We start from the raw sequence: 25,318 nt of genomic DNA, 5'->3' as shown, positions 1-25,318 counted from the left end.
CGGTCAGTGCCAGGGCAGCGAGCCGCGCCGCTCCCAGTAGGCGCCCGGGTCCTCCACCAGCGTGGCGAGGCGGGTGAGCTGGTCCGCGTCCAGGTCCACGACGGGGGCGTGGAGGTTGGAGGCGAGCTGGGTGACGGTCGCGGCGCCGGAGAGGACGACACCCACCCAGGGCCGGCGCAGGATCAGCGCGAGGGCGACGGCGTCGCAGCCGAGGTCGGTCTCCTCGGCCACGGCCTTCAGCACGTCCGGGGCGTGCGGTGCGGCGAGCCGGCCGTTGGCCATGCCCTCCTTGATGATCACGGTCAGTCCGGCGTCGTGCGCCTCGGCGAGCGCGGGCCCGGCCGAGGTCTCGAGGGCGTTGTACGTCGACTGGACGGTACGGAAGAGGGGCTCGTCGTCAACGCGCACGGCGAGGGCGGCGCGGATCGCGTCGGCCTGGGCGGGACCGCTGGTGGAGAAGCCGATGCTCAGGCCCTCGGCCGCGGCCTCGGCGAGTCTGGCGTGGAGTTCCTTGTCGGTGAGGGCCGGGCTGTCCGGGGTCACCGAGTGGATCTGGTAGAGGTCGAGCCGGTCGCCGAGGAGCGCGTCGGTCTCGGCGCGCTGGCGCTCGTACGTCGCCAGGCTGTGGTCCTTCACCTCGTGCTGCTCGGCGTCGGTGGACCAGCCGGCGGTGTAGGTGTAGCCCCACTTGCTGCCGACTACCACGTCGTCGATGTCCGGGCGGGCGTTCAGCCAGTCGGCGAGGAACTCCTCGGAGCGGCCGTAGGAGCGGGCGACGTCGAAGTAGCGCACGCCCTGGGCGTAGGCGGCGTCGAGCAGCTCATGGGTGCGGGCGCGCAGGGCGTCCACGGTGCGCTCGGCCGGGAGGTCGTCCTCCCGGCCGAGGTTGATGTAGCCCGGACGGCCGACGGCGGCCAGGCCGAGTCCGATGTGCGCGGTGGGTGTGGTCGCGGCGGCCAGGCGGCTGAACGGCATGCGAACTCCCTGCACGATCGGCGGAGGCTGATTCCGCACCAATCTACCCAGCCCGGCGCGGTTCAGCCCGTGCTGACGCAGCGTGGCACGAAGGCGGGGTCGGCCGGCCCCTTCCGCCCCAGGGCGTTGAGCACCCACTGCTCCACCAGTGGGGACTTGGGCGCCTGGTCGTGTTCGGTGATGTCGAGCGGGCAGCGGTCCTGGAGCAGCACGTTGGTCACCTGGGCGGCCGGGCCGTCGAGGAAGGCGCTGGTGTACGGCAGCACGACCTCGTCGTAGCGGGTGGCGATCGCCGTGTAGTCCGGGCCCACCGGGGTCTCCGGGTCCGAGTTGAGCTTCTTCAGGAAGTCCGAGCCCGCGGTCTGGTCGACGCAGGAAGGGCACACGGTGGCGCCGGCGGCGAGGGCGAGCGGGTTGGAGGTGCCGTGGTTGGAGGGCACGATGCCGACGAGGTCGTCGACCTTGGTCGCGCCGCCGAGGAACTTCACGTAGTAGCGGGGCATCATGCCGCCCTGGCTGTGGCCGACGATGTCGACCTTCTTGGCGCCGGTCGCGCCGAGCACGGCGTTCACGAAGTCGCGCAGTTCGGCCGCCGAGTCCGGGATCGGGGCGGTTTCCAGGTCGCCGTACTCGAAGGAGAAGACGCAGTAGCCGGCTTGCGCGAGCGCGGGCGAGAGGGTCAGCCAGTTCTCGTACGAGGTCTTGAAGGTGCCGTTGACCAGGACCACGGGCTGCGGGTGAGCGGAGTCCGGCTTGCAGGACCAGTCGTTGGCGCCGGGTGGCGGGGTGTCGGCTGCGCTCGCGGGGGCCGTGAGGCCCAGAGCGCAGAGCGCGGCCACCGCGCTGACGGCGAGGAGGCGGGCTGTCTGTCGTGTACGTCTCGCGCGCATGACGTCCCTTTCATGCTCGACTGTGATCGACCGGCGTTCGGCAATGCCGAACCAGTAACCGGAATAGTTACCTCCGGGTATACGAGCGTCAAGGTTTTGGACAGTGGCCGAATCCCATCCGTTATCGAACGGTCCGGGCAGCACGAAGGGCCCGGACGGGGTGTCCGGGCCCTTTCTGTTCTGCTGCGGGTGCTCAGCCCTGCTTGGCCGTCGCCCACTCGTGCTGGGCCGCCACGTCCGCCTTGACCTCGGTGAGCTGGACGGCGACCGCGCTGGGTGCCGTGCCGCCGCGGCCGTCGCGGGAGGCGAGGGCACCGGGGACGTTGAGGACCGTGCGGACGTCGGGGGTCAGGTGGGCGGAGATCTTCGCGAACTGCTCGTCGGTCAGCTCGTCCAGCTCCTTGCCGTCGGCCTCCGCGACCTTCACGCACCCCCCCGCGACCTCGTGGGCCACGCGGAACGGCACACCCTGCTTGACCAGCCACTCGGCGATGTCGGTGGCGAGCGAGAAGCCGGCCGGGGCCAGCTCCTCCATGCGCTCGCGGTGCACGGTGAGCGTCGCCATCATGCCGGTGAAGGCCGGGAGCAGGACCTCCAGCTGGTCGATGGAGTCGAAGACCGGCTCCTTGTCCTCCTGCAGGTCGCGGTTGTACGCCAGCGGGAGGGCCTTGAGGGTGGCCATGAGACCGGTCAGGTTGCCGATCAGGCGGCCCGACTTGCCGCGCGCCAGCTCGGCGATGTCGGGGTTCTTCTTCTGCGGCATGATCGACGAACCCGTGGAGAACGCGTCGTGCAGGGTCACGAAGGAGAACTCCTTCGTGTTCCAGATGATGATCTCCTCGGAGATCCGGGAGAGGTTGACGCCGATCATCGCGGTGATGAAGGCGAACTCGGCGACGAAGTCACGGGAGGCCGTGCCGTCGATGGAGTTGCCGACGCTGCCGTGCTCGAAGCCGAGGTCCTTGGCGACCGCCTCCGGGTCCAGGCCGAGGGAGGAGCCCGCGAGGGCGCCGGAGCCGTACGGCGACACGGCCGTCCGCTCGTCCCACTGGCGCAGCCGCTCGGCGTCCCGGGACAGGGACTGGACGTGCGCCAGGACGTGGTGGGCGAAGAGCACCGGCTGGGCGTGCTGGAGGTGGGTGCGGCCGGGCATGGCCACGTCCGGGTGGGCCTCGGCCAGGCCGATCAGCGCGTCCTGGAGGTCGGCGATCAGGCCGCCGATGATCCGGGCGTGGTCCCGCAGGTACATCCGGAAGAGGGTCGCCACCTGGTCGTTCCTCGACCGGCCGGCGCGCAGCTTGCCGCCGAGGTCGGGGCCGAGCCGCTCCAGCAGGCCCCGCTCCAGGGCGGTGTGGACGTCCTCGTCGGCGATGGTGCCGACGAAGGAGCCGTCGGCCACGTCCGCTTCCAGCTGGTCGAGCCCGGCGATCATGCGGGTCAGCTCGTCCTCGGAGAGCAGCCCCGCCTTGTGCAGCACGCGCGCGTGGGCGCGTGAACCGGCGATGTCGTAGGGCGCGAGCCGCCAGTCGAAGTGGACGGACGCGGACAGCTTCGCCAGGGCCTCGGCGGGACCGTCGGCGAAACGGCCGCCCCAGAGCCGTACGTCACCGCTGTTGCTGCTCACTTGCGCTGCTCCTAGAGAGTTACGGAATGTGCGTTGGCTGCCTGTGCGAGGTCTAGGTCAGGCTCCGCCTGCAAGATCACGGCGCGCCGCGATCTTCGACGACAGGCTGTAGATGTCGATGAAGCCCTTGGCCGCGGCCTGGTCGAAGGTGTCGCCGGTGTCGTAGGTGGCGAGGTTGAAGTCGTACAGGGACGAGTCCGAGCGCCGGCCGGTGACCACCGCGCGGCCGCCGTGCAGGGTCATCCGGATGTCGCCGGAGACGTGCTGGTTGGCCTCGTTGATGAAGCCCTCCAGGGCGCGCTTGAGCGGGGAGAACCACTGGCCGTCGTAGACCAGCTCGCCCCAGCGCTGCTCGACCTGCCGCTTGTAGCGGGCCAGCTCGCGCTCGACGGTGACGCTCTCCAGCTCCTGGTGGGCGGTGATCAGGGCGATCGCGCCCGGAGCCTCGTACACCTCGCGGGACTTGATGCCGACCAGCCGGTCCTCGACCATGTCGATCCGGCCGATGCCCTGGGCGCCGGCGCGCTCGTTGAGCTGCTGGATGGCCTGCAGGACGGTGACGGGCTTGCCGTCGATCGCGACCGGGACGCCCTCCTTGAAGGTGATGATCACCTCGTCGGCCTCGCGCGCCACGGCCGGGTTCTGCGTGTACTCGTAGATGTCCTCGATCGGGGCGTTCCAGATGTCCTCCAGGAAGCCCGTCTCGACCGCGCGCCCGAAGACGTTCTGGTCGATGGAGTACGGGGACTTCTTGGTGGTGGCGATCGGGAGCTGCTTCTCCTCGCAGAAGGCGATCGCCTTGTCCCGGGTCATCGCGTAGTCGCGGACCGGGGCGATGCACTTCAGGTCGGGGGCGAGGGCGACGATGCCGGCCTCGAAGCGGACCTGGTCGTTGCCCTTGCCGGTGCAGCCGTGGGCGACCGTGGTGGCGCCGTGCTTCTGGGCGGCGGCGACCAGGTGCTTGACGATCGTCGGCCGGGAGAGTGCGGAGACCAGCGGGTAGCGGTCCATGTAGAGGGCGTTGGCCTTGATCGCCGGGAGGCAGTACTCGTCGGCGAACTCGTCCCTGGCGTCGGCGACCTCGGCCTCGACGGCACCGCAGGCGAGGGCGCGCTTGCGGATGACGTCCAGGTCCTCGCCGCCCTGGCCGACGTCCACCGCGACGGCGATGACCTCGGCGCCCGTCTCCTCGGCGATCCAGCCGATGGCGACGGAGGTGTCCAGACCGCCCGAATAGGCGAGTACGACGCGCTCGGTCACGGGTTTCTCCTCACACTGCACTTGCTGACATGCATGAGTATGCAGACCACTGCATGACTCGTCAATTCTCGGAACCCTTGAACAACTGAAACCGCTTTCTCGTACTTCCCACCGAACGCTGGCGCCGCGTTGATCACAACCCACTCCTGACCCAAGTGAGGCAGTCGCATGTCCAGGGCACTTCCGAAGTACAACAAGCGTCGCGTGGCGATCATCGGCGGCGCTGCCGCCGTGGTGCTCTCCGGCGCGGTGATCGCCGGTTCGGCCCTCGCCGGGACGCCCGCCAAGAGCGACGGCGCCGCAAGCGCCCGCACCCTCGCGAGCCCCGGCACGATCACCTGCCCCGACGTGAAGTCGAAGCTGCCCGCGATTCCGGCCTCCGCCCAGGCCGAGGTCGACCGCAACCTGGCCCTGCTGCAGACGCAGATCCAGGAGGCCAACACACGGCTGAAGAACACCGTGGGCCAGGGCGGGCCGAACTTCGTCAACAACGCGATCCTCGGCCCGCTGAAGGACAAGCGCGTCTCCACCATCGACCGCATCGCCATCTCCATCGGCCGCAAGGGGACCAAGCCGACGGGGCTGGACGCGCTGGCGCCGTGCACCCTGAACGCGGGCGGGGGCGTGAACACGGGCGGCGCCGGAGGCACGAACGCGGGGGGCGGCCAGGCGCCCGCCACCGCCACCCCGAGCGCCGCGGCGAACCAGCAGTCGGGCGGCGGGGCTGCCGCGGGTGGCAGCGCGGCCGTGGGCACGATCTCCTGCCCGGACGTGGCCTCCAAGCTGCCGGCCGTCCCGGCCTCCGCCCAGGCCGAGGTCGACCGCAACCTGGCCCTGCTGCAGACGCAGATCCAGGAGGCCAACACACGGCTGAAGAACACCGTGGGCCAGGGCGGGCCGAACTTCGTCAACAACGCGATCCTCGGCCCGCTGAAGGACAAGCGCGTCTCCACCATCGACCGCATCGCCATCTCCATCGGCCGCACCTCGGCCAAGCCGACCGGCCTGGACTCGCTGGCCGCCTGCACGCTCACCAAGTGAGGTGACAGGCAGCCGTGGCCGCCCCGTGGGACAGCGCCGGCCGGGGCGGCCGCGGTGGATCGGGCCGAGCGGATCCGGTCGAGCGGATCCAGCCGAGCGGATCCGGTAATTCCTTAGACGGGCGAACGACTTTCATCAATAATCGTTAGACATGGGAAAGACCTATGAGCGCATAGACGGCAGGCTCCGGACGTTCATCGAGGAGCAGCCAATCTTCTTCACGGCGACCGCGCCGCTCGCCGGCGACGGCACGGTCAACCTCTCTCCCAAGGGCCTCAAGGGCTCGTTCGTGGTGCTGGACGAACTCACCCTGGCCTACCTGGACTTCGCCGGGTCCAACGCGGAGACCATCGCGCATCTGCGGGAGAACGGCCGGATCACCCTCATGTGGTGCGCCTTCCAGGGCCCGCCGAACATCGTGCGGGTGCACGGCCGGGGCGAGGCGGTCTTCCGGGACGACCCGCGCTTCCGGGACCTGCTCGCCCGCTTCCCGGACATCGACCCGAACCTGCACGGCCTGCGCGCGGTCATCGTCGTCCACGCCGAACTGGTGCGGGACAGCTGTGGATACGCCGTCCCCCACATGGCCTACGAGGAGGACCGCGACCTGCACGCCAAGCGGTTCGCCCGCGAGGACGACGACTCGCTGAGCGCCTACTTCGCCAAGAAGGAGCACATCGCGACGAGCCTGGACGGCCTACCCGGGCTGCCGTTGCCGCTCCCACCCTCTACCGTCTGAGCCATGCGCCCAGGTGTCGTCGTCGCCCTCGTGTCCGCGTCCGTCTGCCTGCTCGGCTTCACGCCCGGGCCGGGGCCGGTGCCGTTGCCCGCGCGGATGGCGGACACCGGGGGCGGCACCCAGCTGATCACCGCCCGGGCACCGGGCACCGGCTCGACCTCCGGCACGGTCACCTGGTGGGACCGGCGGGACGGGCAGTGGGTGCGGGCCGGGTCCGCTCCGGCGCGGTTCGGGGCGAAGGGCCTGGTGGAGGGGCGGACGCGGAAGCAGGGAACGAACACCACGCCGACCGGTCTGTACCGCCTTCCGTTCGCCTTCGGGATCAAGGGCGCGCCGAGCGGGACACGGGTGGCGTACCGGGCGGTGAAGGAGAGTTCCTGGTGGTGCGAGGACGTCGACTCCACCGCGTACAACCGCTGGGTGGATCCGCTGCCGGCCGACTGCCGCGCCTCGGAGTCCGAGCGGCTGGGCTCCTACCCGACGCAGTACGCGTACGGGCTGGTCGTCGGGTTCAACTACGACCGCCCGGTGCGCGGACGCGGTGCCGGGATCTTCCTGCACGTCAACGGGAAGGCGGCCACGGCCGGCTGTGTCTCCGTCCCCGAGGACGCGATGCGGCGGATCCTGAAGTGGGCTGACCCCGGCAGGAAACCGCACATCGCGATCGGCACCGTGGACGGCGCCACGGCCATCACCCGTTACTGACCTCGCCCGCCGGCAGCCGTACGGTGAACGTCGTCGCCCCCGGCCTGCTCTCCAGCCCGACGCTCCCGCCGTGCGCCTCGACCACCGCCGCCACGATGGACAGGCCGAGGCCGGCTCCGCCGCCGGAGGCGTCCTGGCGGCGGCGGTGTTCCGCGCGGGTGAAGCGTTCGAAGACGCCCGGCTGGACGTCCTCGGGGACGCCGGGGCCGTCGTCGTGGACCGAGAGGCGGGCCGAGCCGTCCTCGGTCTCCAGGGTCACCGTCACCTTCGTGCCCACGGGTGTGTGCAGACGCGCGTTGGCCAACAGGTTGGCCAGCACCTGGTGCAGACGGTGGGTGTCGCCCGTGACCGTGACCGGTTCCTCCGGGAGGTTCAGGGTCCAGCGGTGCTCGGGGCCCGCGGCCCGGGCGTCCGTCACCGCGTCCAGGACCAGGTGGGTCAGGTCGACGGGGCGGCGCTCCAGCGGGCGGCCCGCGTCGAGGCGGGCCAGCAGGAGCAGGTCGTCGACCATGTCGCCCATGCGGGAGGACTCGGCGGCGATGCGCTCCAGGGCGCGGGTCACCTCCGGTGGGACCGGACCCGGGTGCAGGAGGGCCAGCTCGGCGTGGCCGCGTACCGAGGCGACCGGGGTGCGCAGTTCATGGCTGGCGTCGGCGGCGAAGCGGCGCAGCCGCTCCTCGCTGGCTTGGCGTTTGGTCAGGGCGTCCTCGACGTGGCCCAGCATGCGGTTGAAGGCGGCCGCCACCCGGCCGACCTCGCTGCGGGAGTCGGGTTCCGGGGCCCGGGCCGGCAGGGCCACCTCGCCGCTGGCGAGCGGGAGTTCGCTGACCCGGGTGGCGGTCGCCGCCACCCTGCTCAGCGGGCGCAGCGACCAGCGGACCCAGCCGGCCCCGGCCACGCCGGTCGCCACCAGGGCCAGGCCGAAGACGACGCCGGCCACCAGTTCGAGGCGGTGGACGGCGGCCTGGACCGGCTCCAGCGGCAGGCCGACGATCAGGACGTCCTTGTCCCGGCCCGGGGTGGCGACGACCCGGTAGTCGTCCAGGGCGGAGAGGTCGACGGTGTGGGGTCTGCCGTCGGCCGGTACGGCGGCCAGCCGCTTCCGGTCCCTGGCAGTCAGGTCCACGCTCAGGTCCGCGGACGGGTCGCCGGAGCGGATGAGCCCCATGTTGGTGACCTCACCGTTCAGGAGGCGGGCGCCGAAGGTGCCGGTGGCCAGGCGGCGGGTGTCGCCGTGCTCGTCGCCGATGGGGGTCCCCCCGGTCGAGTCCTTTCGAGACTGGGGGAGATCGTCGGGCATCCGGCCGTGGTGCTCCAGGCTCTCCGGGAACCGGGTGCCGACCTGGGTGAGCTGTTCGTCGAGGCGCTGGGTGAGGAAGCCGTTCAGTTCGACGACCGCGGCCAGTCCCACGGCGGCGCAGCTCACCGCGAGCAGTACCACCAGCCCGACGGTGAGACGGGCGCGCAGGGTGCGCGGGCGGGGCAGGCGTCGTACGGACCTCACCGGGGCACCGGCTTCAGGACGTAGCCCGCGCCGCGGACCGTGTGGATCATGGGTTCGCGGCCCGCGTCCACCTTCTTGCGCAGGTAGGAGATGTACAGCTCGACGACATGGGCCCGGCCGCCGAAGTCGTAGGACCAGACCCGGTCGAGGATCTGCGCCTTGCTCAGCACCCGGCGCGGGTTGCGCATGAGGAAGCGGAGGAGTTCGAACTCGGTCGGCGAGAGTTCGATCAGCTCGCCGCTGCGGGTCACCTCGCGGGCCTCCTCGTCCATGACCAGGTCGCCCACGGTCAGCCGGGGCCCCTCCTCCAGCTGGCGGGCCATGCCCGCGCGGCGCAGCAGTCCGCGCAGCCGGGCGACGACCTCCTCCAGGCTGAAGGGCTTGGTGACGTAGTCGTCGCCGCCCGCCGTGATGCCGGCGATGCGGTCCTCGACCGCGTCCCGTGCGGTGAGGAAGAGCACACAGACGTCCGGCTTCACCTCGTGCAGGCGGCGCAGCACGGCGAAGCCGTCGGTGTCCGGGAGCATCACGTCCAGGACGACGGCGTCGGGCAGCAGCTCCCGCGCGGCGGTGACCGCGGCGGCGCCGTCGCCGGCCGCGCGCACCTCCCAGCCCTCGTAGCGCAGGGCGCCGGTGAGCACCTCCGCGAGGTCGGGGTCGTCGTCGACGACGAGGACGCGCAGCGGAGTGCCGTCGGGTCGGGTGAGGGCCGGGCGGCCGGAGCGGGTGGTGTTCATCGCGTCTACCAGCATCGCTCGTGCGCGGGGCGGCCGGCCGCCCGGGCGGCTCTGAGTTTCCTCTGAGTCCGCTGGGTACGGCGGCCGCTCAGAGGTGTCTCAGAGGTTCGGACCGCACAGTGGCCTGGCACGACGGACGAAGGGACGACCATTCATGACCACCGTGGACGCGGGGCGGGCGGCCCCGCCCCGGCCCCTGACCGCGCGGCGCTCCCCCGCGGGGCCCGTGCTGGCCGTGCTGTGGGCGGGAGCGGCGGCCGTGGTCGCGCTCTGGTGGGCGGACACGGGGGCCGTGGTCGGTGCGGCGGGCTGGCTGACCGGGGCCGGGCGGATCGCCGGGCTGCTGTGCGGGTACGCCTGCGCGGTGCTGGTCGGTCTGATGGCGCGGGTGCCGCTGCTGGAGGTGCGGATCGGCTCCGACCGGGTGGCCCGCTGGCACGCGATGGCCGGCCGGTACACCGTCTGCCTGCTCGTCGCGCACATCGCGCTGATCCTGGCCGGGTACGCCGCCCAGGACCGGGCCTCGCTGTGGCACGAGGCGGTCACCGTCGTGCTGGACTACCCGGAGATGCTCAAGGCCACCGCCGGCACGGTGATCCTCTTCGCGGTCGGCGTCACCTCGGTACGGGCCGCGCGCCGCCGCACGAGCTACGAGTTCTGGTACTACGTCCACCTCCTCACCTACGCGGCCGTCTTCCTCGCCTTCGGGCACCAGCTGGCGCTGGGCGAGGAGTTCAACGGCAAGCCGGTGGCCACCGCCGTCTGGTACGCGCTGCACCTCGGGGTGGCGGCCCTGGTGCTGTGGTTCCGGGTGCTCGCCCCGGTGCGGCTCAACCGGCGGCACCGGCTGCGGGTGGAGTCGGTGCAGAAGGAGGCGCCGGGCGTGTACTCGGTCGTCGTGCGCGGGCGGCACCTGGACGAGCTGGGCGCGCGGCCGGGGCAGTTCTTCCGCTGGCGGTTCCTCGGCGAGGGCATGGGCTGGACGTCGACGCCGTACTCCCTGTCGGCGCCGCCGCGCCCGGACCTGCTGCGGATCACGGTCAAGGCGCTGGGCGACCACAGCGCGGCCGTGGCGCTGCTGCGGCCGGGCACCCGGGTGTGGGCGGAGGGCCCGTACGGCTCCCTGACCGCGGAGCGGGCCACCGGGCAGCGGTCCCTGCTGATCGCGGCCGGTGTCGGCATCACCCCGCTGCGGGCGCTGTTCGAGACGCTGCCCGGCGAGGTCACCCTGCTCTACCGGGCGCGCGGTGCCGAGGACCTGGCACTGGGCGGCGAGCTGGAGGCGATAGCCCGCTGGCGGGGCGCGCAGGTGCTGTACGCGCTCAACGGGCCGCGCGGGGAGCGGCCGAGCATCACGGCGGAGTCGCTGCGGGCGACCTTCCCGGGGCTTGCCGACCACGACGTCTACATCTGCGGTCCGCACGGCTTCGCCCAGGACGTGTACGGCGCGCTGCGGGCGGCCGGGGTCCCGGACCGTCGTATCCACCACGAGTCGTTCGAGCTGTGAGGCCTTCCGTGCACGCGTTGAACAAGAACCGCCCGCTCCGCCGCATCGTGCTGGCGAGTGCGGCCACCGTCTCCGGGATGGTGCTGCTGCTGTCGCTGAAGCCGCACACGAGTCCCACGCTGGCGACGGCGAGCACCAAGTCGCCCACGACGTCGAGCGGTTCGAGCCCGACGGCCGGCTCCAGCTCGGGGACGAAGACCGTCACCGGCGACACCGTCCAGACCCGGTGGGGCCCGGTCCAGGTGCGGGTGACCATCAAGAGCGGCACGCTCACGGACGTGACGGCCGTCAGCTACCCGCAGGACAACCCGCGCGACCAGGAGATCAACAGCTACGCCCTGCCCCAGCTGCGGCGCGAGGCCCTGGCCGCCCAGAGCGCGCAGATCGACACGGTCTCGGGGGCCACGTACACCAGTGATGGTTACCGCCAGTCACTCCAGTCCGCCCTCGACTCGGCAGGCCTCTGAACACTCAGCGCATGCGGCACGTATCTGTGGGCCAAGGGTCAAGTCCCACGGAGGAACCGTGACCACCACGCTCGCAGGCGGACGTGCCGCCCGCCGCCAGACGATGCGCCGCATCCGCCCGCGCCGCTCCCCGGCCGTACCGCTGCTGCTCGCGGTCGGGGCGGGGGCGGTGGCCGTGCTGTGGCTCTGGTGGCACAACACCCCGTCCATCGCCGACGACAACGGCAAGATCCTCAATGCCGGCCGGATCACCGGCCTGCTGGCCGGCTACCTGATGGCGCTGGTCGTGCTCCAGATGGCGCGCGTACCGGCGCTGGAACGGCGCGTCGGCTCCGACCGGGTGGCCCGCTGGCACGCGATGAGCGGCCGCTACACGCTCTGCCTGATCGTCGCGCACGTCTTCCTCACCATGTGGGGGTACGCGCTCCAGGCGGGCAAGTCGCTCGGCGACATCGTCCAGCAGACCATCGACTCCATCAACCAGCTGCCGGACATGGGCAAGGCCGCCATCGGCACGGGCCTGTTCGTGGTCATCGGCCTGACGTCGATCGGCCCGGTCCGCCGCCGGCTGCCGTACGACACCTGGTACCACGTCCACCTGCTCACGTACGCGGCCGTGTTCCTGACGTTCTGGCACCAGATCACCTCCGGCAACGACTTCGCGGTCGAGCCGACCGCCAAGACCTTCTGGTACGGGCTCTACGGCACCGTCACCGCACTCGTGGTCTGGTACCGGATCCTCACCCCACTCCGGCTGAACCTCCGTCACCGTATGCACGTGGCAGCCGTGATCGAGGAGACGCCGGGCATCGTGTCCGTGCTGATCGGCGGCCGCAAGCTGCACCGGATGGGCGCGGAGGCGGGCCAGTTCTTCCGCTGGCGGTTCCTCGCGCCCGGGATGCGGTTCAGCTCGCACCCGTACTCGCTGTCGGCGGCGCCCCGCCCCGACATGCTGCGGATCACGGTGAAGGCGATCGGCGACCACAGCGCCCGGCTGCGCGAACTCACGCCCGGCACCCGGGTGTGGGCGGAGGGCCCGTACGGCGCGCTCACCGCACAGCGGCGCAGCAAGGGCAAGGTGCTGCTGGTCGCGGGCGGGGTCGGCATCACGCCGATGCGGGCGTTGTTCGAGACGCTGCCCGGCGCGTCCGGTGACATCACCCTGCTCTACCGGGCCAACACCACCCAGGACCTGGCCCTGTGGGGCGAGCTGGCCGCGATCGCCAAGGAGCGCGGCGCCCGGCTGATGTACGCGGTCAACAGCCCCGAGGGCGAGCGGCCGGACATCTCGGCGGAGAACCTCCAGCGGAAGATCCCGGACATCGATCACCACGATGTCTTCATGTGCGGCCCGCCCGGGTTCGCGCAGTCGGTGTACGAGGCACTGCGCGGCGCGGGAGTCCCCGCACGGCGTATCCACCACGAGTCGTTCGAGATGTGAGCGGGAGCTGCAAGCGATGAGGAAGAGCCACCCCATTCGGCGCGTCGTGCTGGCCACCGCCGCCACCGTGTCCGGTGTCGTGCTGCTGCTGTCGCTGAAGCCCGCCTCGGATCCGGCGGCCGCGTCGGCCGCGGGCGCGGCACCGCAGCAGACGGCGGCGGCGCAGGAGGCGCCGCAGGGCGGAGCGCAGGATGCCGGGGCGTCCGCCGGCACGGTGACCGGAGACGCGGCGCAGACCCAGTACGGGGCCGTGCAGGTACGGCTGACCGTCGCGAACGGCAAGATCACCAAGGCGGAGGCGGTGCAGGCGCCCAAGGGCGGACTCAGCGACCAGAAGACCGCGCTCGCGGTGCCCAAGCTGAACCAGGAGGCCGTGGCGGCGCAGAGTGCGCAGATCGACGCGGTGTCCGGGGCGACGTACACGAGCACGGGGTACAAGAAGTCGCTGCAGTCGGCGCTGGACAAGATGAAGGCGTCGTCGGGCTCGTCTTCAGGGTCCTCTTCCGGCTCGTCTTCCGGCTCGGCCCAGGCGCAGGCCCGTACCGTCACCGGGAAGGCCGTCCAGACCCAGTACGGCACGGTCCAGGTCCGGATCACGGTCAGCGACGGGAAGATCACCAAGGCGGACGCGGTCCAGGCGCCCAAGGGCGGACTCAGCGACCAGAAGACCGCGCTCGCCGTGCCCAAGCTCAACCAGGAGGCCGTGGCGGCCGGGACCGCGAACATCGACGCCGTCTCCGGGGCCACCTACACCAGCACCGGCTACAAGCAGTCGCTGCAGTCGGCGCTGGACCAGGCCGGTGGCTGACACGGTGGCCGAGCCGGCTGAAGCTCCCGCCGCGGTGCGCCATGCGGAGGAGGTCATGGGGACCGTCTTCTCCTTCGACGTCCGCGGCGGGGAACCCCGTGCCGTACGGCAGGCCTTGGCGGAGGCGGTCGCGGGCCTGCACCGGGTCGACGCGCTCTTCTCCACCTACCGCGAGGACAGCGAGGTCTCGCGGCTGGCCCGGGGCGAGCTGACCGTGGCCCAGTGCGCTCCCGAGGTGGCCGAGGTGCTGGAGCTGGCGGCCGAGGCGGAGCGGGTGAGCGACGGGTGGTTCAGTACCCGGTACCGCGGGTCGCTGGACCCGACCGGGATCGTGAAGGGCTGGTCGGCGGAGCGGGCGGCGCGGCTGCTGGCCGCGGTGGACGGGGTGTGCGGGGTCAGCGTCAACGGCGGCGGTGACGTCCAGCTGCTGGGCGCGCCGCAGCCGCAGCGGCCGTGGCGGGTCGGGGTGTCGGATCCGCTGCGCCCCGGTGGGCTGGCGGCGGTGATCTCGGCGGCCGGAGTGGACGAGCTGTCGGTGGCGACGTCCGGTACGGCGGAGCGGGGCGACCACATCGTGGATCCGCGTACCGGCAGGTCAGCGGTGACGGACTTGGTGGCGGTGACCGTGGTGGGGCCCCGGCTGACGTGGGTGGACTGCTGGGCCACGGCGGCGTTCGCGATGGGGTCGAGGGCCGGGCTCGCGTGGCTCGAGTCGCTGCCGGACGTGGAGGCATTGCTGATCACGGCGGGTGACGAGGTGCGGTGCACCGGGGGGCTGGCGGCGCGGCTCGGCTGAACATCGGGTCCGAGAAGCACATCGGGTCCGAGAAGCCGGAATTTTTGATGTTTCTACCAAGTTGTGCCGGATGGCCATCCAACTCCCGCGCTGGGACGTATCCCCTGTGGGGCAAGTTTCAGGAGGAACGCATATGGCTATTTTCAGCAGTCTCATGCCGGCGAAGGGCCACGACCGCGGCGGTGACTCGTCAGGGCACGACTCTTCCGGGCACGGGGACCGCCACGGCGACCACGGCGACCGTCACGGCGACCACGGCGACCGCCACGGTGACCACGGCGACCGTCACGGCGACCACGGCCACAACGGCTACTGAGCGCACACGGAGGCTGAGCGGACCGGATTCGGAAGGACCCGGCCCGCTTCGCCGATCCCCGAGGAACACACGCCATGGCGCATGTCCTGCGGCGATTGCTCTCGGCGGGCGAGACGTCCGACGCCGTGGTGCCGGCCGCGCCCCCGGTGCCCCCGCGCGAGGTGTTCCGGCGGTTCTGGCCGTACACCCGCGGTGGCCGGCGCTGGCTCGTGCCCATCCTGCTCTTCAGCCTGATCGGCCCCGTCGTCGACGCCGCGGAGATCTGGCTCTTCAAGATCGTGGTGGACGATGTGCTCGTCCCCCGCGATCTGCGACCGCTCCTGTGGATCGCACCCACCTATCTGGGGCTCATCGTCGGTTCCGGCGTGCTGGGCTTCGCCGACGACCTGACGTCCACCTGGGTCGGCGAACGCTTCCTGCTCACACTTCGCTCCGATGTGTTCCGGCACGTCCAAGGGCTGTCGCTCGGATTCTTCGAACGCCGGCGGCTCGGGGACGTGCTGTCGCGCGTCACGGGCGATGTCGACGCGGTCGAGACGTTCCTGCTCTCCGGGGTGGCGGACGCCGTCTACTACGTGATCAGCCTGGGCGTGTACCTCGGCCTGCTGCTCTACCTCCAGTGGGATCTCACCCTCCTCGCCCTGGTCATCGTGCCGCTGTTCTGGGGCACGGCCCGGCACTTCTCCAAGCTGATCAAGGCGGCCTCGCGGGAGCGCAGGCGCCGTAGCGGCTCGCTCAGCGCGATCGCCGAGGAGTCGCTGGGCAACGTCGCGCTCGTGCAGGCCTACAACCGGCAGGCGTGGGAGGAGCAGCGGTTCGAGCGGGAGAACATCGGCAAGTTCCGGGCGGCGATGGCCTCGGCGCGGATCCGTGGCGTCTACGGACCGATCGTCGACGTCATCGAGGTGTCCGGCGGCCTCGCGGTCATGGGTCTGGGCACCTGGAAGCTGGCCCAGGGCCAGCTCACGCTGGGCGGGCTGCTGGTCTTCCTGGCGCTGATCGGCAAGCTCTACAGCCCGGTCCGGGGCCTGTCCCGCCTCGGCACCACCTTCTACGCGGCGTCCGCCTCGGCGGAGCGGATCATCGAGATGCTGGACCAGCGGCCGCAGGTGACCGAGGCCCCCGGTGCCCGGCGGATCGGCCGGGCGCGCGGTGACGTGGAGTTCGACGGCGTCTGGTTCCGCTATCCCGGCACCGCGTCCTGGGCGCTGTCGGGCCTGTCCTTCCATGTGGCACCGGGCGAGACACTGGCGCTGGTCGGGGCCAGCGGGGCCGGCAAGTCGACCGTCGCGAAGCTGCAGTTGCGCTTCTACGACCCCGACCGGGGAGCGGTCCGCCTCGACGGGACCGATCTGCGCACCCTGCGCCTGTCCGACGTACGGGAGAACGTCGCGGTGGTCCTGCAGGAGACGCTCGTCTTCCACGGCACCGTGCGGGAGAACATCGCCTACGGCCGGCCCGAGGCGACCGAGGCGGACATCGTCACGGCGGCGCGCGCCGCCGACGCGCACGAGTTCATCGAGGAGCTGCCGGAGGGGTACGACACGCTAGTCGGCCAGCGCGGCCGGACGCTCTCCGGCGGACAGTGCCAGCGCCTGGCCATCGCCCGCGCGATGATCAGAAACGCGCCCGTGCTCCTGCTGGACGAGCCGACCACCGGGCTCGACGTCCGGTCCGGCCGGCGGATCATGGACCCGCTGCGCCGGCTCATGGCCGGGCGGACGACCGTCGTCATCTCCCACAACCTGCTGACCGTCCGCGACGCCACGCACATCGCGGTACTGGACGGCGGCCGGGTGGTCGAGCACGGCACCCACGACGACCTGCTGCGGCGCGGCGGGACGTACGCCCGGCTGCACCGGCTGAACGCCATGACCGGGACCGCGCCGCAGGGGAGGGTCCTGTCGTGAGCGACTCCGCCCCGCCCTCCCTCGCACCGGGTGCGAGACCGGCCCCGGGCTATGAGGTCCTGGCGCATCTGACGCGCACCGGCTGGCTCGACGTCTACGACGCCTGGAGCGAGGAGCGGGCCTGCCGTTGTGTGATCAAGCTGGTGCGTCCCGACCGCCTGGACGAGGACCCGCTGCGCGAGCGGCTGCTGCGGGAGGGCCGGTGGCTGTGCGAGTTCACCCATCCCCACCTGGTGCGCGCCTACGAGACCTTCGAGTCGCCCGAGCCGCTCGTCGTCCTGGAGACCCTGACCGGTGAGACGCTGTCCCACCTGATCGACCGGCTGCCGCGGCGGCCGACCGCGGCAGACGTGGCGCTCCTCGGGGTGCAGTTGTGTTCCGCGGTCCACTACCTGCACGGACGGGGCCTGCTGCACCTGGACCTCAAGCCGTCCAACGTGGTGGTGGACTGCGGTCATGCGAAGGTGCTGGACCTGAGCGTCGCCCGGCCGCCCGGTGACGCGCCCGCGGGCTTGGGTACGTTCTGCTATCTCGCTCCGGAGCAGGCCCGCGGCGGGCCGCTCACGGCCGCGGCCGACGTGTGGGGGATCGGCATCACGCTGTACGAGGTCGCCTGCGGTGACGTGCCGTTCGACTGCGGCGGGACCGCGGACGAGCCCTACAAGTCCTACGACTCCTGCGACGGGGAGCGGGCGGACCGCTATCCGCAGCTGGAGCGGAGCGCCCCTTCGATCACGGCCCGGCGGCGTCTGCCGGCCGCCCTCGCCGCCGCCGTCGACGGCTGTCTGCGCGCCGACCCGGCGTCCCGGCCCACCGTCGCCGAACTGGCCGCCGCCCTCGACGCGACGTCACCCGGCCCGCGGCTCCTCACCACCCACGCCTGAGGCCGCCTGGGCCGGGTTCAATCCACATCCGGGGTCTGGACCTGACCGACCTGCAGATCGGCCGTGGCGAGGACGGTGCCGTCGGAGGAGGTCAGGCGGGCGCCCGAGATCGCCGAGGGGTCGACGGGGGTCGACGCGGCCCAGTTGCCGTGCCCGTTGCGCAGGGCGAAGTCGCCGATGTGGGTGGTGGTGCCGTCCGGATGCTCCAGGAGACAGGCGACCTTGCCGGTGTACGAGGCGTGGGAACCGGTGAGAGCGACGGACATGGCGACCCAGCCGGGGGGCCCGGGGTGGGCGTAGACCTCGCCGGCCGGCTCCTCGGCCCCGAGGGGCGAGGTCAGGTCGCCGACCAGCACGGGCTCGCTCTCGACCGCGGTGACCGGCGCGGCCGTGATCGCCTCGACGGCGGTGCTGATCCCCCAGCCGGCGAATCCGCAGGCGAGGGCGAGGGCGGCCACGGCGGACGCCATACGCAGCCGGGCCCGGCGGGCGCGGCCACGGAAGCCCTTGTGCTCGGGTGCCGACGGGTGCGCGTGCGGGCGGCCCTCGGGCGCGGTCGCGGCACGGGTCAGTCCGCGCGACACCCGGGCTTCGAACCCGGTCGGCGGCTCGGCCGGCGGCAGCAGGCCGATCAGCCGGTCGCCGACGAGGGTCATGTGCTCGACGTACTCCCGGCAGTCCGCGCACTGCTCCAGATGCTCGACCGCTTCGGCCCGCTGACGCCCGAACAGCACGCCGAGTGCCAACTCGGCGCCGTTCTCCCGGAGCCTCTCGCAGGTCACGTCACTGGCCATGGTCGCCTCGCTTCGGAGACGTGAGCGTGTTCCGCAGCTTTGCCATCGCGGTTCTGATCCGCGTCTTGGCGGTCCCCAGCGGGATCTTCTCCCAGTCGGCGATCTGCTGGGCCGTCATTCCGTAGATGCCCGCCATCACCAGGGCACGTCCCTGTTCCCGTGGCAGTTCCGCCACGGCGGCCCGCAGCCGGGCCGAGGCCTCGTCGGCCAGCGCCCACTGCTCGGGCGTCTCGCTGACGACGTCGAGGAGCACGTCGAGGTCCTCGGGCGCCATCGGCTCGCTCCGCCGGGAACGGAGTGCGTCCACGGCGAGGTTGTGCGCGATCGTCGTCAGCCAGGTCGCCACCGAGCCACGGCGCGGGTCGTAGATCTGGGCATGACGCCACGCGCGCTCGAACGTCTGCTGGGCGATGTCCTCGGCGAGCTGTGGGTCCCCGGTGACGGCGATGGCGACACCGAAGACCGTGTGCTGGAACCTCCGTACAAAGGTGGCGGCGAGTTCCGGGTCGCCGGTGGCCAGCCCGGACAGCAGAGCCTCGTCCGGGAGCCGGCCCACCGGGAACCGAATCCCCTGCATACCTCCATATACGGTCCGCCCCCGCCAGGAGATTGCCCGGCCTTCGCGGCGGAAGATCACATTCCCATTGTCCGCCCGTCCCCCGGGCGGCGCCCGTCAGTGACCGTTCTGGGCCAACCGCAGCAGATGGTCCGCCAGCGCCTGCCCGCCGGTGGGATCCCGGCTGATCAGCAGCAGCGTGTCGTCGCCCGCGATGGTGCCGAGGATGTCGTGCAACTCGGCCTGGTCGATGGCCGAGGCGAGGAACTGGGCGGCCCCCGGAGGGGTGCGCAGGACCACGAGGTTGGCGGAGGCCTCGGCGGAGATCAGCAGCTCCTGGGACAGGCGCCGCATCCGCTCCTCCTTCGCCGACTCCCCCAGCGGAGCGCGCGGCGTGCGGAAGCCGCCCTCGCTCGGCACCGCGTAGATCAGGTCGCCGTCGTTGTTGCGGATCTTGACGGCGTTCAGCTCGTCGAGGTCCCGCGACAGTGTCGCCTGGGTCACGCTCAGCCCGTCGTCGGCGAGCAGCTTCGCCAGCTGGCTCTGCGACCGCACCGGCTGCCGGTTGAGGATGTCCACGATCCGGCGGTGCCGTGCGGTGCGGGTCTGCGGCACGGCCGGCCCGGCACCCGCCGCCTGCTCGTGGTCCTGCGCCTGGCTCATCGTCGTCTCATTCTCCGGATCGTCCGTCCCCATCCGCTGGGTTCGCTGTGCCGAGGATGCCAGGCAGCGCCTCGAGGAAGGCGCCTGTCTCGTCGTCGCTCAGGTTCAGCGGCGGCATCAGCCGTACGACGTCGGGAGCGGGCGCGTTCACCAGGAACCCGGCCTCCTGGGCCGCCTGCTGCACCTGCGCTGCGAACGGCCCGGTGAGCACGATACCCAGCAGGAGGCCCGCGCCCCGGACATAATCGATCAACGGGTGGCCGAGCGCCTCGATTCCCTCGCGCAGGGCGCCGCTCTGCCGCTTCACGTTCTCCAGCAGCCCCTCGTCCGCGATGGTGTCGAGGACGGCGAGCCCCGCAGCGCAGGCGACCGGGTTGCCGCCGAAGGTCGTACCGTGCTGGCCGGGCTGGAGCAGTTCGGCGGCCCGCCCGAAGGCCACGGTGGCACCGAGCGGCAACCCGCCGCCGAGCCCCTTGGCGAGCGTGACGACGTCGGGCAGGACGCCCTCGTGGGCCTGGTACTCGAACCAGTTCCCGGTCCGGCCGATGCCGGTCTGCACCTCGTCCAGGACCAGCAGCGCCCCGCTGGCCGCGGTGATCGCCCGGGCCGCCTTCAGGTACCCGGAGGGGGGCACCACGACCCCGTTCTCGCCCTGGATCGGCTCGATGACGACGAGCGCCGTCTCCTCCGTGACCGCCGCGGCCAGCGCCTGGGCGTCGCCGTACGGCACGTGGGTGACGTCGCCGGGCAGCGGCAGGAACGGCGCCTGCTTGCCGGGCTGGCCGGTGAGCGCGAGGGCGCCCATGGTCCGGCCGTGGAAGCCGCCGGTGGTCGCCACCATGTGGGTGCGCCCGGTCAGCCGGCCGATCTTGAAGGCGCCCTCGTTGGCCTCGGCACCCGAGTTGCAGAAGAAGACCTTGCCGTCCCGGCCGAAGACCTGCAGGAGGCGTTCGGCGAGGGCGACGGGCGGCTCGGCGATGAACAGGTTGGAGACATGGCCGAGGGAGGCGATCTGCTTGCTGACGGCCTCGACGACCGCGGGGTGGGCGTGGCCGAGCGCGTTGACCGCGATACCGCCGACGAAGTCCAGGTACTGCCCGCCGTCGGCGTCCCACAGCTTGGTGCCCGCACCGCGCACGAGGGGCAGTCGCGGGGTGCCGTAGTTGTTCATCAGCGCGCCCTGCCAGCGCGCGGTCAGCTCTGCGTTGGTCGCGGTACCCGTCATGACTGTTCCCCCTCGGCTTCGTCGGGCACGACCATCGTGCCGATGCCCTCGTCGGTGAAGATCTCCAGCAGGATCGAGTGCTGGACCCGGCCGTCGATGACGCGGGCGGTGGTGACGCCGTTGCGCACGGCGTGCAGGCAGCCCTCCATCTTCGGCACCATGCCGGAGGACAGCTCCGGCAGCAGTTTCTCCAGCTGGGACGCGGTGAGGCGGCTGATCACCTCGTCGCTGTTCGGCCAGTCCTCGTAGAGGCCCTCGACGTCGGTGAGGACCATGAGGGTCTCGGCCCCCAGTGCCGCAGCGAGTGCCGCAGCCGCCGTATCAGCATTGACGTTGTAGACATGTCCGTCGTCCTGGGATCGGGCGATCGAGGACACGACCGGGATGCGGCCGTCGGCCAGCAGGGCCTCGATCGCGCCCGTGTCGATCGCGGTGATCTCGCCGACCCGCCCGATGTCGACCAGTTCGCCGTCGATCTCGGGCTGGTGCTTGGTGGCGGTGATGGTGTGGGCGTCCTCGCCGGTCAGGCCCACGGCGAGCGGGCCGTGCTGGTTGAGCAGCCCGACCAGTTCGCGCTGCACCTGCCCGGCCAGCACCATCCGTACGACGTCCATGGCGTCCTCGGTGGTGACCCTGAGGCCCGCCCTGAACTCGCTGACGATGCCGTGCCGGTCGAGGGCGGCGCTGATCTGGGGGCCGCCGCCGTGCACCACGACCGGCTTGAGGCCGGCGTGCCGCAGGAAGACGACGTCCTGGGCGAAGGCCGACTTCAGCTCCTCGTTCACCATGGCGTTGCCGCCGAACTTGATGACGACGATCTTGCCGTGGTGCCGGGTCAGCCAGGGCAGCGCCTCGATGAGGATCTGGGCTTTCGGCAGGGCCGTGTGCTTACGAGTGCTCATGACGAGTAGGCGCTGTTCTCGTGGACGTAGTCGGCGGTGAGGTCGTTGGTCCAGATGGTGGCGGTCTCGGCACCGGCCGCGAGGTCGGCGACGATGTGCACCTCGCGGTAGCGCATGTCGACCAGCTCGCGGTCCTCGCCGACCGAACCGTTCTTGCACACCCAGACGCCGTTGATGGCGACGTTGAGCTGGTCCGGCTCGAAGGCGGCGCTCGTGGTGCCGATCGCGGAGAGCACGCGGCCCCAGTTGGGGTCCTCGCCGTGGATCGCGCACTTGAGGAGGTTGTTGCGGGCGATGGAGCGGCCCACCTCGACGGCGTCGTCCTCGGTCGCGGCGTTGATCACCTCGACCTTGATGTCCTTGCTGGCGCCCTCGGCGTCGCCGATGAGCTGCCGGCCGAGGTCGTCGCAGACCTGGCGTACGGCCTCGGCGAACTCGTCGTACTCCGGGGTGATGCCGGAGGCACCGGAGGCGAGCAGGAGCACCGTGTCGTTGGTGGACATGCAGCCGTCGGAGTCGACGCGGTCGAAGGTGGTGCGCGTCGCGGCGCGCAGCGCCCGGTCCAGCACCTCGTCGTCGAGGTCGGCGTCGGTGGTGAGCACGACGAGCATGGTGGCCAGGCCCGGCGCGAGCATGCCCGCGCCCTTGGCCATGCCGCCGACGGTCCAGCCGTCCCGGGCCGCCACGGACGTCTTGTGGACGGTGTCGGTGGTCTTGATGGCGATGGCGGCCTTCTCGCCGCCGTGCTCACTGAGGGACCCGGCCGCCGTCTCCACTCCCTTGAGGACCTTGTCCATGGGCAGCAGCACGCCGATGAGGCCGGTGGAGCAGACGGCGACCTCGATGGCGCCCCGGCCGAGCACCTCGGCGACCTTCTCGGCGGTGGCGTGCGTGTCCTGGAAGCCCTTGGGGCCCGTACAGGCGTTGGCGCCGCCGGAGTTGAGGACCACGGCCGACACCTGGCCGCCCCCCAGGACCTGCTCGGACCAGAGCACCGGCGCGGCCTTCACACGGTTGGAGGTGAAGACGCCCGCGGCGGCACGGCGCGGCCCGTCGTTGACCACGAGGGCCAGGTCGGGGTTGCCGTTCTCCTTGATCCCGGCGGCGATGCCCGCCGCCTGGAATCCCTTGGCTGCCGTGACACTCACGGTGCGACTCCGATCGTGGAAAGTCCCGTGGTCTCGTCGAGACCCAGGGCGATGTTCATGCTCTGTACGGCACCGCCCGCGGTGCCCTTGGTCAGGTTGTCGATGGCGCTGATCGCGATGATGCGGCCCACCGCCGCGTCGTACGCGACCTGCACCTGAACGGCGTTGGAACCGTAGACGGACGCCGTCGCGGGCCACTGTCCCTCGGGGAGCAGGTGGACGAACGGCTCGTCGGCGTAGGCCTTCTCGTAGGCGGCGCGCACGGACTCGCCGGTCACCCCGTCCCGGGCGGACGCGCTGCAGGTGGCGAGGATGCCGCGGGGCATCGGCGCGAGGGTCGGCGTGAAGGAGACGGAGATCCGCTCCCCGGCCACCCCGCTGAGGTTCTGGATCATCTCGGGGGTGTGCCGGTGGCCGCCGCCGACGCCGTACGGCGACATGGAGCCCATGACCTCGCTGCCGAGCAGGTGGGGCTTGGGCGCCTTGCCCGCGCCGGAGGTGCCGGACGCGGCGACGATCACCGCCTCGGGCTCGGCGAGGCCGGCCGCGTAGGCCGGGAACAGGGCGAGGGAGACGGCGGTCGGGTAGCAACCGGGCACCGCGATGCGCTTGGACCCCTCCAGCGCGGCGCGGGCGCCCGGAAGTTCGGGGAGGCCGTAGGGCCAGGTGCCGGCGTGCGGGGAGCCGTAGAACGTCTCCCAGTCGGCCGGGTCCCTGAGCCGGAAGTCGGCGCCCATGTCGACCACGAGGACGTCCGGGCCGAGCTGCTCGGCGACGGCGGCGGACTGCCCGTGGGGCAGCGCCAGGAAGACGACGTCGTGCCCGGCGAGGGCCTCGGCCGTGGTCTCCGTCAGCACCCGGTCGGCCAGCGGCAGCAGATGCGGCTGGAGCGCGCCGAGCCGCTGGCCGGCGTTGGAGTTGCCGGTCAGGGCACCGATCTCGACCTCGGGGTGCGCGAGGAGCAGGCGCAGGACCTCTCCGCCCGCGTACCCGCTCGCTCCGGCCACCGCCGCACGTACCGCCATGTCCATCCTCCTCTGGATGGCATGACTATACGTATCGCTGCACTTTTATGCAATCGGCTCGGTCTCGGGGCGGCGGGACAGCATGATCCGGCGGGAGACGAGGAAGGTCACCGGGATCGCCGCCGCGGAGGCGAGGAGGGGGGCGAAGCGGCTGCCCGCGTGCAGGACGTCGACGATCACGTACACACCCGCGGTGGTGATCAGGAAATTGGTGGCGTTCGTCAGCGGGAACAGCAGGAATTTCCGCCAGGTCGGCCGCGTCCGGTAGGTGAAGCGGGCGTTCAGGAAAAAGGATCCGATCATGCTGATCAGGAATGCCAGAATATGCGCGGCCAGATAGGGCAGCCAGGTGAGGAACAACAGGTAAAGAACGTAGTAGGTGGCCGTGTTGACGACACCGACTGCGGCGAAGGTGAGGATCTGTCGCGAGATCAAGGGATGAGGTCTTTCGTCCGTTCCACGTTGGTCGCCTTCACCAGGAAGTGCGGGCGCCCCTTCACCTCGTAGTAGATGCGGCCGGTGTACTCCCCGATGACTCCCAGCATGACCATCTGTACGCCGGCGAGGGCGGTGACGGCGGTGATGATGGTCACATAACCGGGCGTCTGGACGCCGTTGACGAGCGCGGCGCCCACGATCCAGGCGGTGTACACCCCGGCGCACAGCAGCAGGCCCATGCCGAGCCAGAGGGCGGCGCGCAGCGGCCGGTTGTTGAAGGACAGCAGGCCGTCGAGGCCGTAGTTGAGCAGGCTGCGGAAGGACCAGGAGCTGGTGCCGGCCTCGCGGGTCGCGTTCTCGTACTCGAAGGTGGTGCTCGGGAAGCCGACCCAGGCGAACAGGCCCTTGGAGAAGCGGTTGTACTCGGTGAGGTTCAGGATCGCGTCCACCACGCGGCGCGACAGCAGGCGGAAGTCGCCCACACCGTCGACGAGTTCGACGTCGACCAGCCGGTTGATGAGCCGGTAGTACAGGCGGGCGGTGAGGGTGCGGGTGAGGCGGTCGCCGGTGCGACTGCGCCTGGCGATGACCTGGTCGTAGCCCTGGCCGCGCAGCTCCACCATCCGTTTGATCAGCTCGGGAGGGTGCTGGAGATCGGCGTCCATGACGACGACCGAGTCGCCCGAGGCGTGCCTGAGGCCCGCGAGCAGGGCCGCCTCCTTGCCGAAGTTGCGGCTGAAGGAGACGTACCGCACCCGCGAGTCGCAGTCGGCGAGGTGCCCCAGCACGGCGAGCGTACGGTCGCGGCTGCCGTCGTCGACGTACACGAACTCCATGTCGTGGCCGAGCGGCAGCAGCTCGTCCGCGATCTTCTGGACCTCCTCGTGGAAGCGTTCGAGGACGTCTTCCTCGTTGTAGCAGGGCGCGACGATCGATATCAGCATGGCGGTCCCCCAGGGGCGC

The 25,318-nt window shown here is 71.4% G+C and carries 26 protein-coding genes; 10 read left to right on the top strand and 16 right to left on the bottom strand.

Features of this window, described 5'->3' with window-relative positions; genetic code table 11:
* Positions 1 to 3: 3 nt before the first annotated feature.
* From CRP49_RS26905 to CRP49_RS26890, 4 genes are all read right to left on the bottom strand, one after another.
* The gene (locus tag CRP49_RS26905; RefSeq protein ID WP_097255710.1) at positions 4 to 975 is read right to left on the bottom strand and encodes an aldo/keto reductase; all 972 of its coding nucleotides are present in this window, start codon (positions 973 to 975) and stop codon (positions 4 to 6) included.
* Positions 976 to 1,037: 62 nt separating this feature from the next.
* A complete protein-coding gene (locus tag CRP49_RS26900) occupies positions 1,038 to 1,865 on the bottom strand; it encodes an alpha/beta fold hydrolase (RefSeq protein WP_097255709.1) in 828 nt (275 codons plus the stop codon).
* Positions 1,866 to 2,058: 193 nt separating this feature from the next.
* The gene (gene argH / locus CRP49_RS26895; protein ID WP_097255708.1) at positions 2,059 to 3,489 is read right to left on the bottom strand and encodes an argininosuccinate lyase; all 1,431 of its coding nucleotides are present in this window, start codon (positions 3,487 to 3,489) and stop codon (positions 2,059 to 2,061) included.
* 57 nt (positions 3,490 to 3,546) lie between these two features.
* Positions 3,547 to 4,749: an argininosuccinate synthase gene (locus CRP49_RS26890; protein ID WP_097255707.1), complete on the bottom strand. Its 1,203-nt coding sequence runs from the start codon at positions 4,747 to 4,749 to the stop codon at positions 3,547 to 3,549.
* Between the two features lie 168 nt (positions 4,750 to 4,917).
* Here CRP49_RS26890 and CRP49_RS26885 point away from each other — a divergent pair, with 168 nt between their 5' ends.
* The 3 genes from CRP49_RS26885 (at position 4,918) to CRP49_RS26875 (ending at position 7,234) form a co-directional block, all read left to right on the top strand.
* The gene (locus CRP49_RS26885; RefSeq protein WP_179851761.1) at positions 4,918 to 5,790 is read left to right on the top strand and encodes a hypothetical protein; all 873 of its coding nucleotides are present in this window, start codon (positions 4,918 to 4,920) and stop codon (positions 5,788 to 5,790) included.
* Positions 5,791 to 5,941: 151 nt separating this feature from the next.
* Positions 5,942 to 6,529: a pyridoxamine 5'-phosphate oxidase family protein gene (locus CRP49_RS26880; protein ID WP_097255706.1), complete on the top strand. Its 588-nt coding sequence runs from the start codon at positions 5,942 to 5,944 to the stop codon at positions 6,527 to 6,529.
* Between the two features lie 3 nt (positions 6,530 to 6,532).
* The gene (locus CRP49_RS26875; RefSeq protein ID WP_097255705.1) at positions 6,533 to 7,234 is read left to right on the top strand and encodes a L,D-transpeptidase; all 702 of its coding nucleotides are present in this window, start codon (positions 6,533 to 6,535) and stop codon (positions 7,232 to 7,234) included.
* On the opposite strand, the gene CRP49_RS26870 is transcribed toward CRP49_RS26875, so the two are convergent.
* Positions 7,221 to 8,738 carry a cell wall metabolism sensor histidine kinase WalK gene (locus tag CRP49_RS26870; protein ID WP_097255704.1) on the bottom strand — a complete coding sequence of 506 codons (1,518 nt, stop codon included), beginning with the start codon at positions 8,736 to 8,738 and terminating at the stop codon, positions 7,221 to 7,223. The genes CRP49_RS26875 and CRP49_RS26870 overlap by 14 nt on opposite strands.
* Positions 8,735 to 9,475 carry a response regulator transcription factor gene (locus CRP49_RS26865; protein ID WP_097257549.1) on the bottom strand — a complete coding sequence of 247 codons (741 nt, stop codon included), beginning with the start codon at positions 9,473 to 9,475 and terminating at the stop codon, positions 8,735 to 8,737. The genes CRP49_RS26870 and CRP49_RS26865 overlap by 4 nt, the downstream gene beginning before the upstream one ends.
* A 154-nt stretch (positions 9,476 to 9,629) precedes the next feature.
* On the opposite strand from CRP49_RS26865, the gene CRP49_RS26860 reads away from it, so the two are divergent.
* Genes CRP49_RS26860 through CRP49_RS26840 form a run of 5 tightly spaced genes read left to right on the top strand, consistent with a single transcriptional unit; the run spans position 9,630 to position 14,494 of the window.
* Positions 9,630 to 10,982, top strand: a complete 1,353-nt coding sequence (locus CRP49_RS26860; RefSeq protein WP_097255703.1) for a ferric reductase-like transmembrane domain-containing protein — start codon at positions 9,630 to 9,632, stop codon at positions 10,980 to 10,982.
* Between the two features lie 8 nt (positions 10,983 to 10,990).
* On the top strand, positions 10,991 to 11,449 hold the full coding sequence (locus CRP49_RS26855) for an FMN-binding protein (RefSeq protein ID WP_097255702.1): 459 nt from the start codon (positions 10,991 to 10,993) through the stop codon (positions 11,447 to 11,449).
* A 58-nt stretch (positions 11,450 to 11,507) separates the two neighbouring features.
* Positions 11,508 to 12,890 (top strand): ferric reductase-like transmembrane domain-containing protein, encoded by a 1,383-nt coding sequence (locus CRP49_RS26850; protein ID WP_179851760.1) that lies wholly within the window; start codon positions 11,508 to 11,510, stop codon positions 12,888 to 12,890.
* 16 nt (positions 12,891 to 12,906) lie between these two features.
* Positions 12,907 to 13,698, top strand: coding sequence for an FMN-binding protein (locus CRP49_RS26845; RefSeq protein ID WP_179851759.1), 792 nt, complete (start codon positions 12,907 to 12,909; stop codon positions 13,696 to 13,698).
* A complete protein-coding gene (locus tag CRP49_RS26840) occupies positions 13,691 to 14,494 on the top strand; it encodes an FAD:protein FMN transferase (protein ID WP_257033495.1) in 804 nt (267 codons plus the stop codon). Before CRP49_RS26845 ends, CRP49_RS26840 begins: the two co-directional genes overlap by 8 nt.
* 190 nt (positions 14,495 to 14,684) lie before the next feature.
* On the opposite strand, the gene CRP49_RS48045 is transcribed toward CRP49_RS26840, so the two are convergent.
* Positions 14,685 to 14,816, bottom strand: coding sequence for a hypothetical protein (locus tag CRP49_RS48045; RefSeq protein ID WP_257033494.1), 132 nt, complete (start codon positions 14,814 to 14,816; stop codon positions 14,685 to 14,687).
* 68 nt (positions 14,817 to 14,884) lie between these two features.
* Here CRP49_RS48045 and CRP49_RS26835 point away from each other — a divergent pair, with 68 nt between their 5' ends.
* The gene (locus CRP49_RS26835; protein WP_097255701.1) at positions 14,885 to 16,720 is read left to right on the top strand and encodes an ABC transporter ATP-binding protein; all 1,836 of its coding nucleotides are present in this window, start codon (positions 14,885 to 14,887) and stop codon (positions 16,718 to 16,720) included.
* Entirely contained in the window at positions 16,717 to 17,604 is an 888-nt protein-coding gene (locus CRP49_RS26830; protein ID WP_097255700.1) for a serine/threonine-protein kinase, read from the top strand. Before CRP49_RS26835 ends, CRP49_RS26830 begins: the two co-directional genes overlap by 4 nt.
* Positions 17,605 to 17,621: 17 nt before the next feature.
* Here CRP49_RS26830 and CRP49_RS26825 read toward each other — a convergent pair whose 3' ends face one another.
* The 9 genes from CRP49_RS26825 to CRP49_RS26785 form a co-directional block, all read right to left on the bottom strand.
* The gene (locus tag CRP49_RS26825; protein ID WP_097255699.1) at positions 17,622 to 18,398 is read right to left on the bottom strand and encodes a hypothetical protein; all 777 of its coding nucleotides are present in this window, start codon (positions 18,396 to 18,398) and stop codon (positions 17,622 to 17,624) included.
* The gene (locus CRP49_RS26820) at positions 18,388 to 18,975 is read right to left on the bottom strand and encodes an RNA polymerase sigma factor (RefSeq protein WP_094216895.1); all 588 of its coding nucleotides are present in this window, start codon (positions 18,973 to 18,975) and stop codon (positions 18,388 to 18,390) included. The genes CRP49_RS26825 and CRP49_RS26820 overlap by 11 nt, the downstream gene beginning before the upstream one ends.
* Positions 18,976 to 19,071: 96 nt before the next feature.
* Positions 19,072 to 19,617: an arginine repressor gene (locus CRP49_RS26815; protein ID WP_094216894.1), complete on the bottom strand. Its 546-nt coding sequence runs from the start codon at positions 19,615 to 19,617 to the stop codon at positions 19,072 to 19,074.
* A 7-nt stretch (positions 19,618 to 19,624) separates the two neighbouring features.
* Positions 19,625 to 20,842, bottom strand: a complete 1,218-nt coding sequence (locus tag CRP49_RS26810) for an acetylornithine transaminase (protein ID WP_097255698.1) — start codon at positions 20,840 to 20,842, stop codon at positions 19,625 to 19,627.
* On the bottom strand, positions 20,839 to 21,744 hold the full coding sequence (gene argB / locus CRP49_RS26805) for an acetylglutamate kinase (RefSeq protein WP_097255697.1): 906 nt from the start codon (positions 21,742 to 21,744) through the stop codon (positions 20,839 to 20,841). The genes CRP49_RS26810 and argB overlap by 4 nt, the downstream gene beginning before the upstream one ends.
* Positions 21,741 to 22,892, bottom strand: a complete 1,152-nt coding sequence (argJ, locus tag CRP49_RS26800; RefSeq protein ID WP_097255696.1) for a bifunctional glutamate N-acetyltransferase/amino-acid acetyltransferase ArgJ — start codon at positions 22,890 to 22,892, stop codon at positions 21,741 to 21,743. Before argJ ends, argB begins: the two co-directional genes overlap by 4 nt.
* Positions 22,889 to 23,917, bottom strand: a complete 1,029-nt coding sequence (argC, locus tag CRP49_RS26795) for an N-acetyl-gamma-glutamyl-phosphate reductase (RefSeq protein ID WP_097255695.1) — start codon at positions 23,915 to 23,917, stop codon at positions 22,889 to 22,891. The genes argJ and argC overlap by 4 nt, the downstream gene beginning before the upstream one ends.
* 45 nt (positions 23,918 to 23,962) lie before the next feature.
* Positions 23,963 to 24,352, bottom strand: coding sequence for a GtrA family protein (locus tag CRP49_RS26790; RefSeq protein WP_097255694.1), 390 nt, complete (start codon positions 24,350 to 24,352; stop codon positions 23,963 to 23,965).
* Positions 24,349 to 25,299, bottom strand: a complete 951-nt coding sequence (locus CRP49_RS26785) for a glycosyltransferase family 2 protein (RefSeq protein ID WP_097255693.1) — start codon at positions 25,297 to 25,299, stop codon at positions 24,349 to 24,351. The genes CRP49_RS26790 and CRP49_RS26785 overlap by 4 nt, the downstream gene beginning before the upstream one ends.
* Positions 25,300 to 25,318: the final 19 nt, after the last annotated feature.

This window comes from Streptomyces sp. Ag109_G2-15, from assembly GCF_900215565.1.
Taxonomy (GTDB): domain Bacteria; phylum Actinomycetota; class Actinomycetes; order Streptomycetales; family Streptomycetaceae; genus Streptomyces; species Streptomyces diastatochromogenes.
The sequence above is the reverse complement of the archived record's forward strand: the minus strand, read 5'-3'. Positions and strand labels throughout refer to the sequence as shown.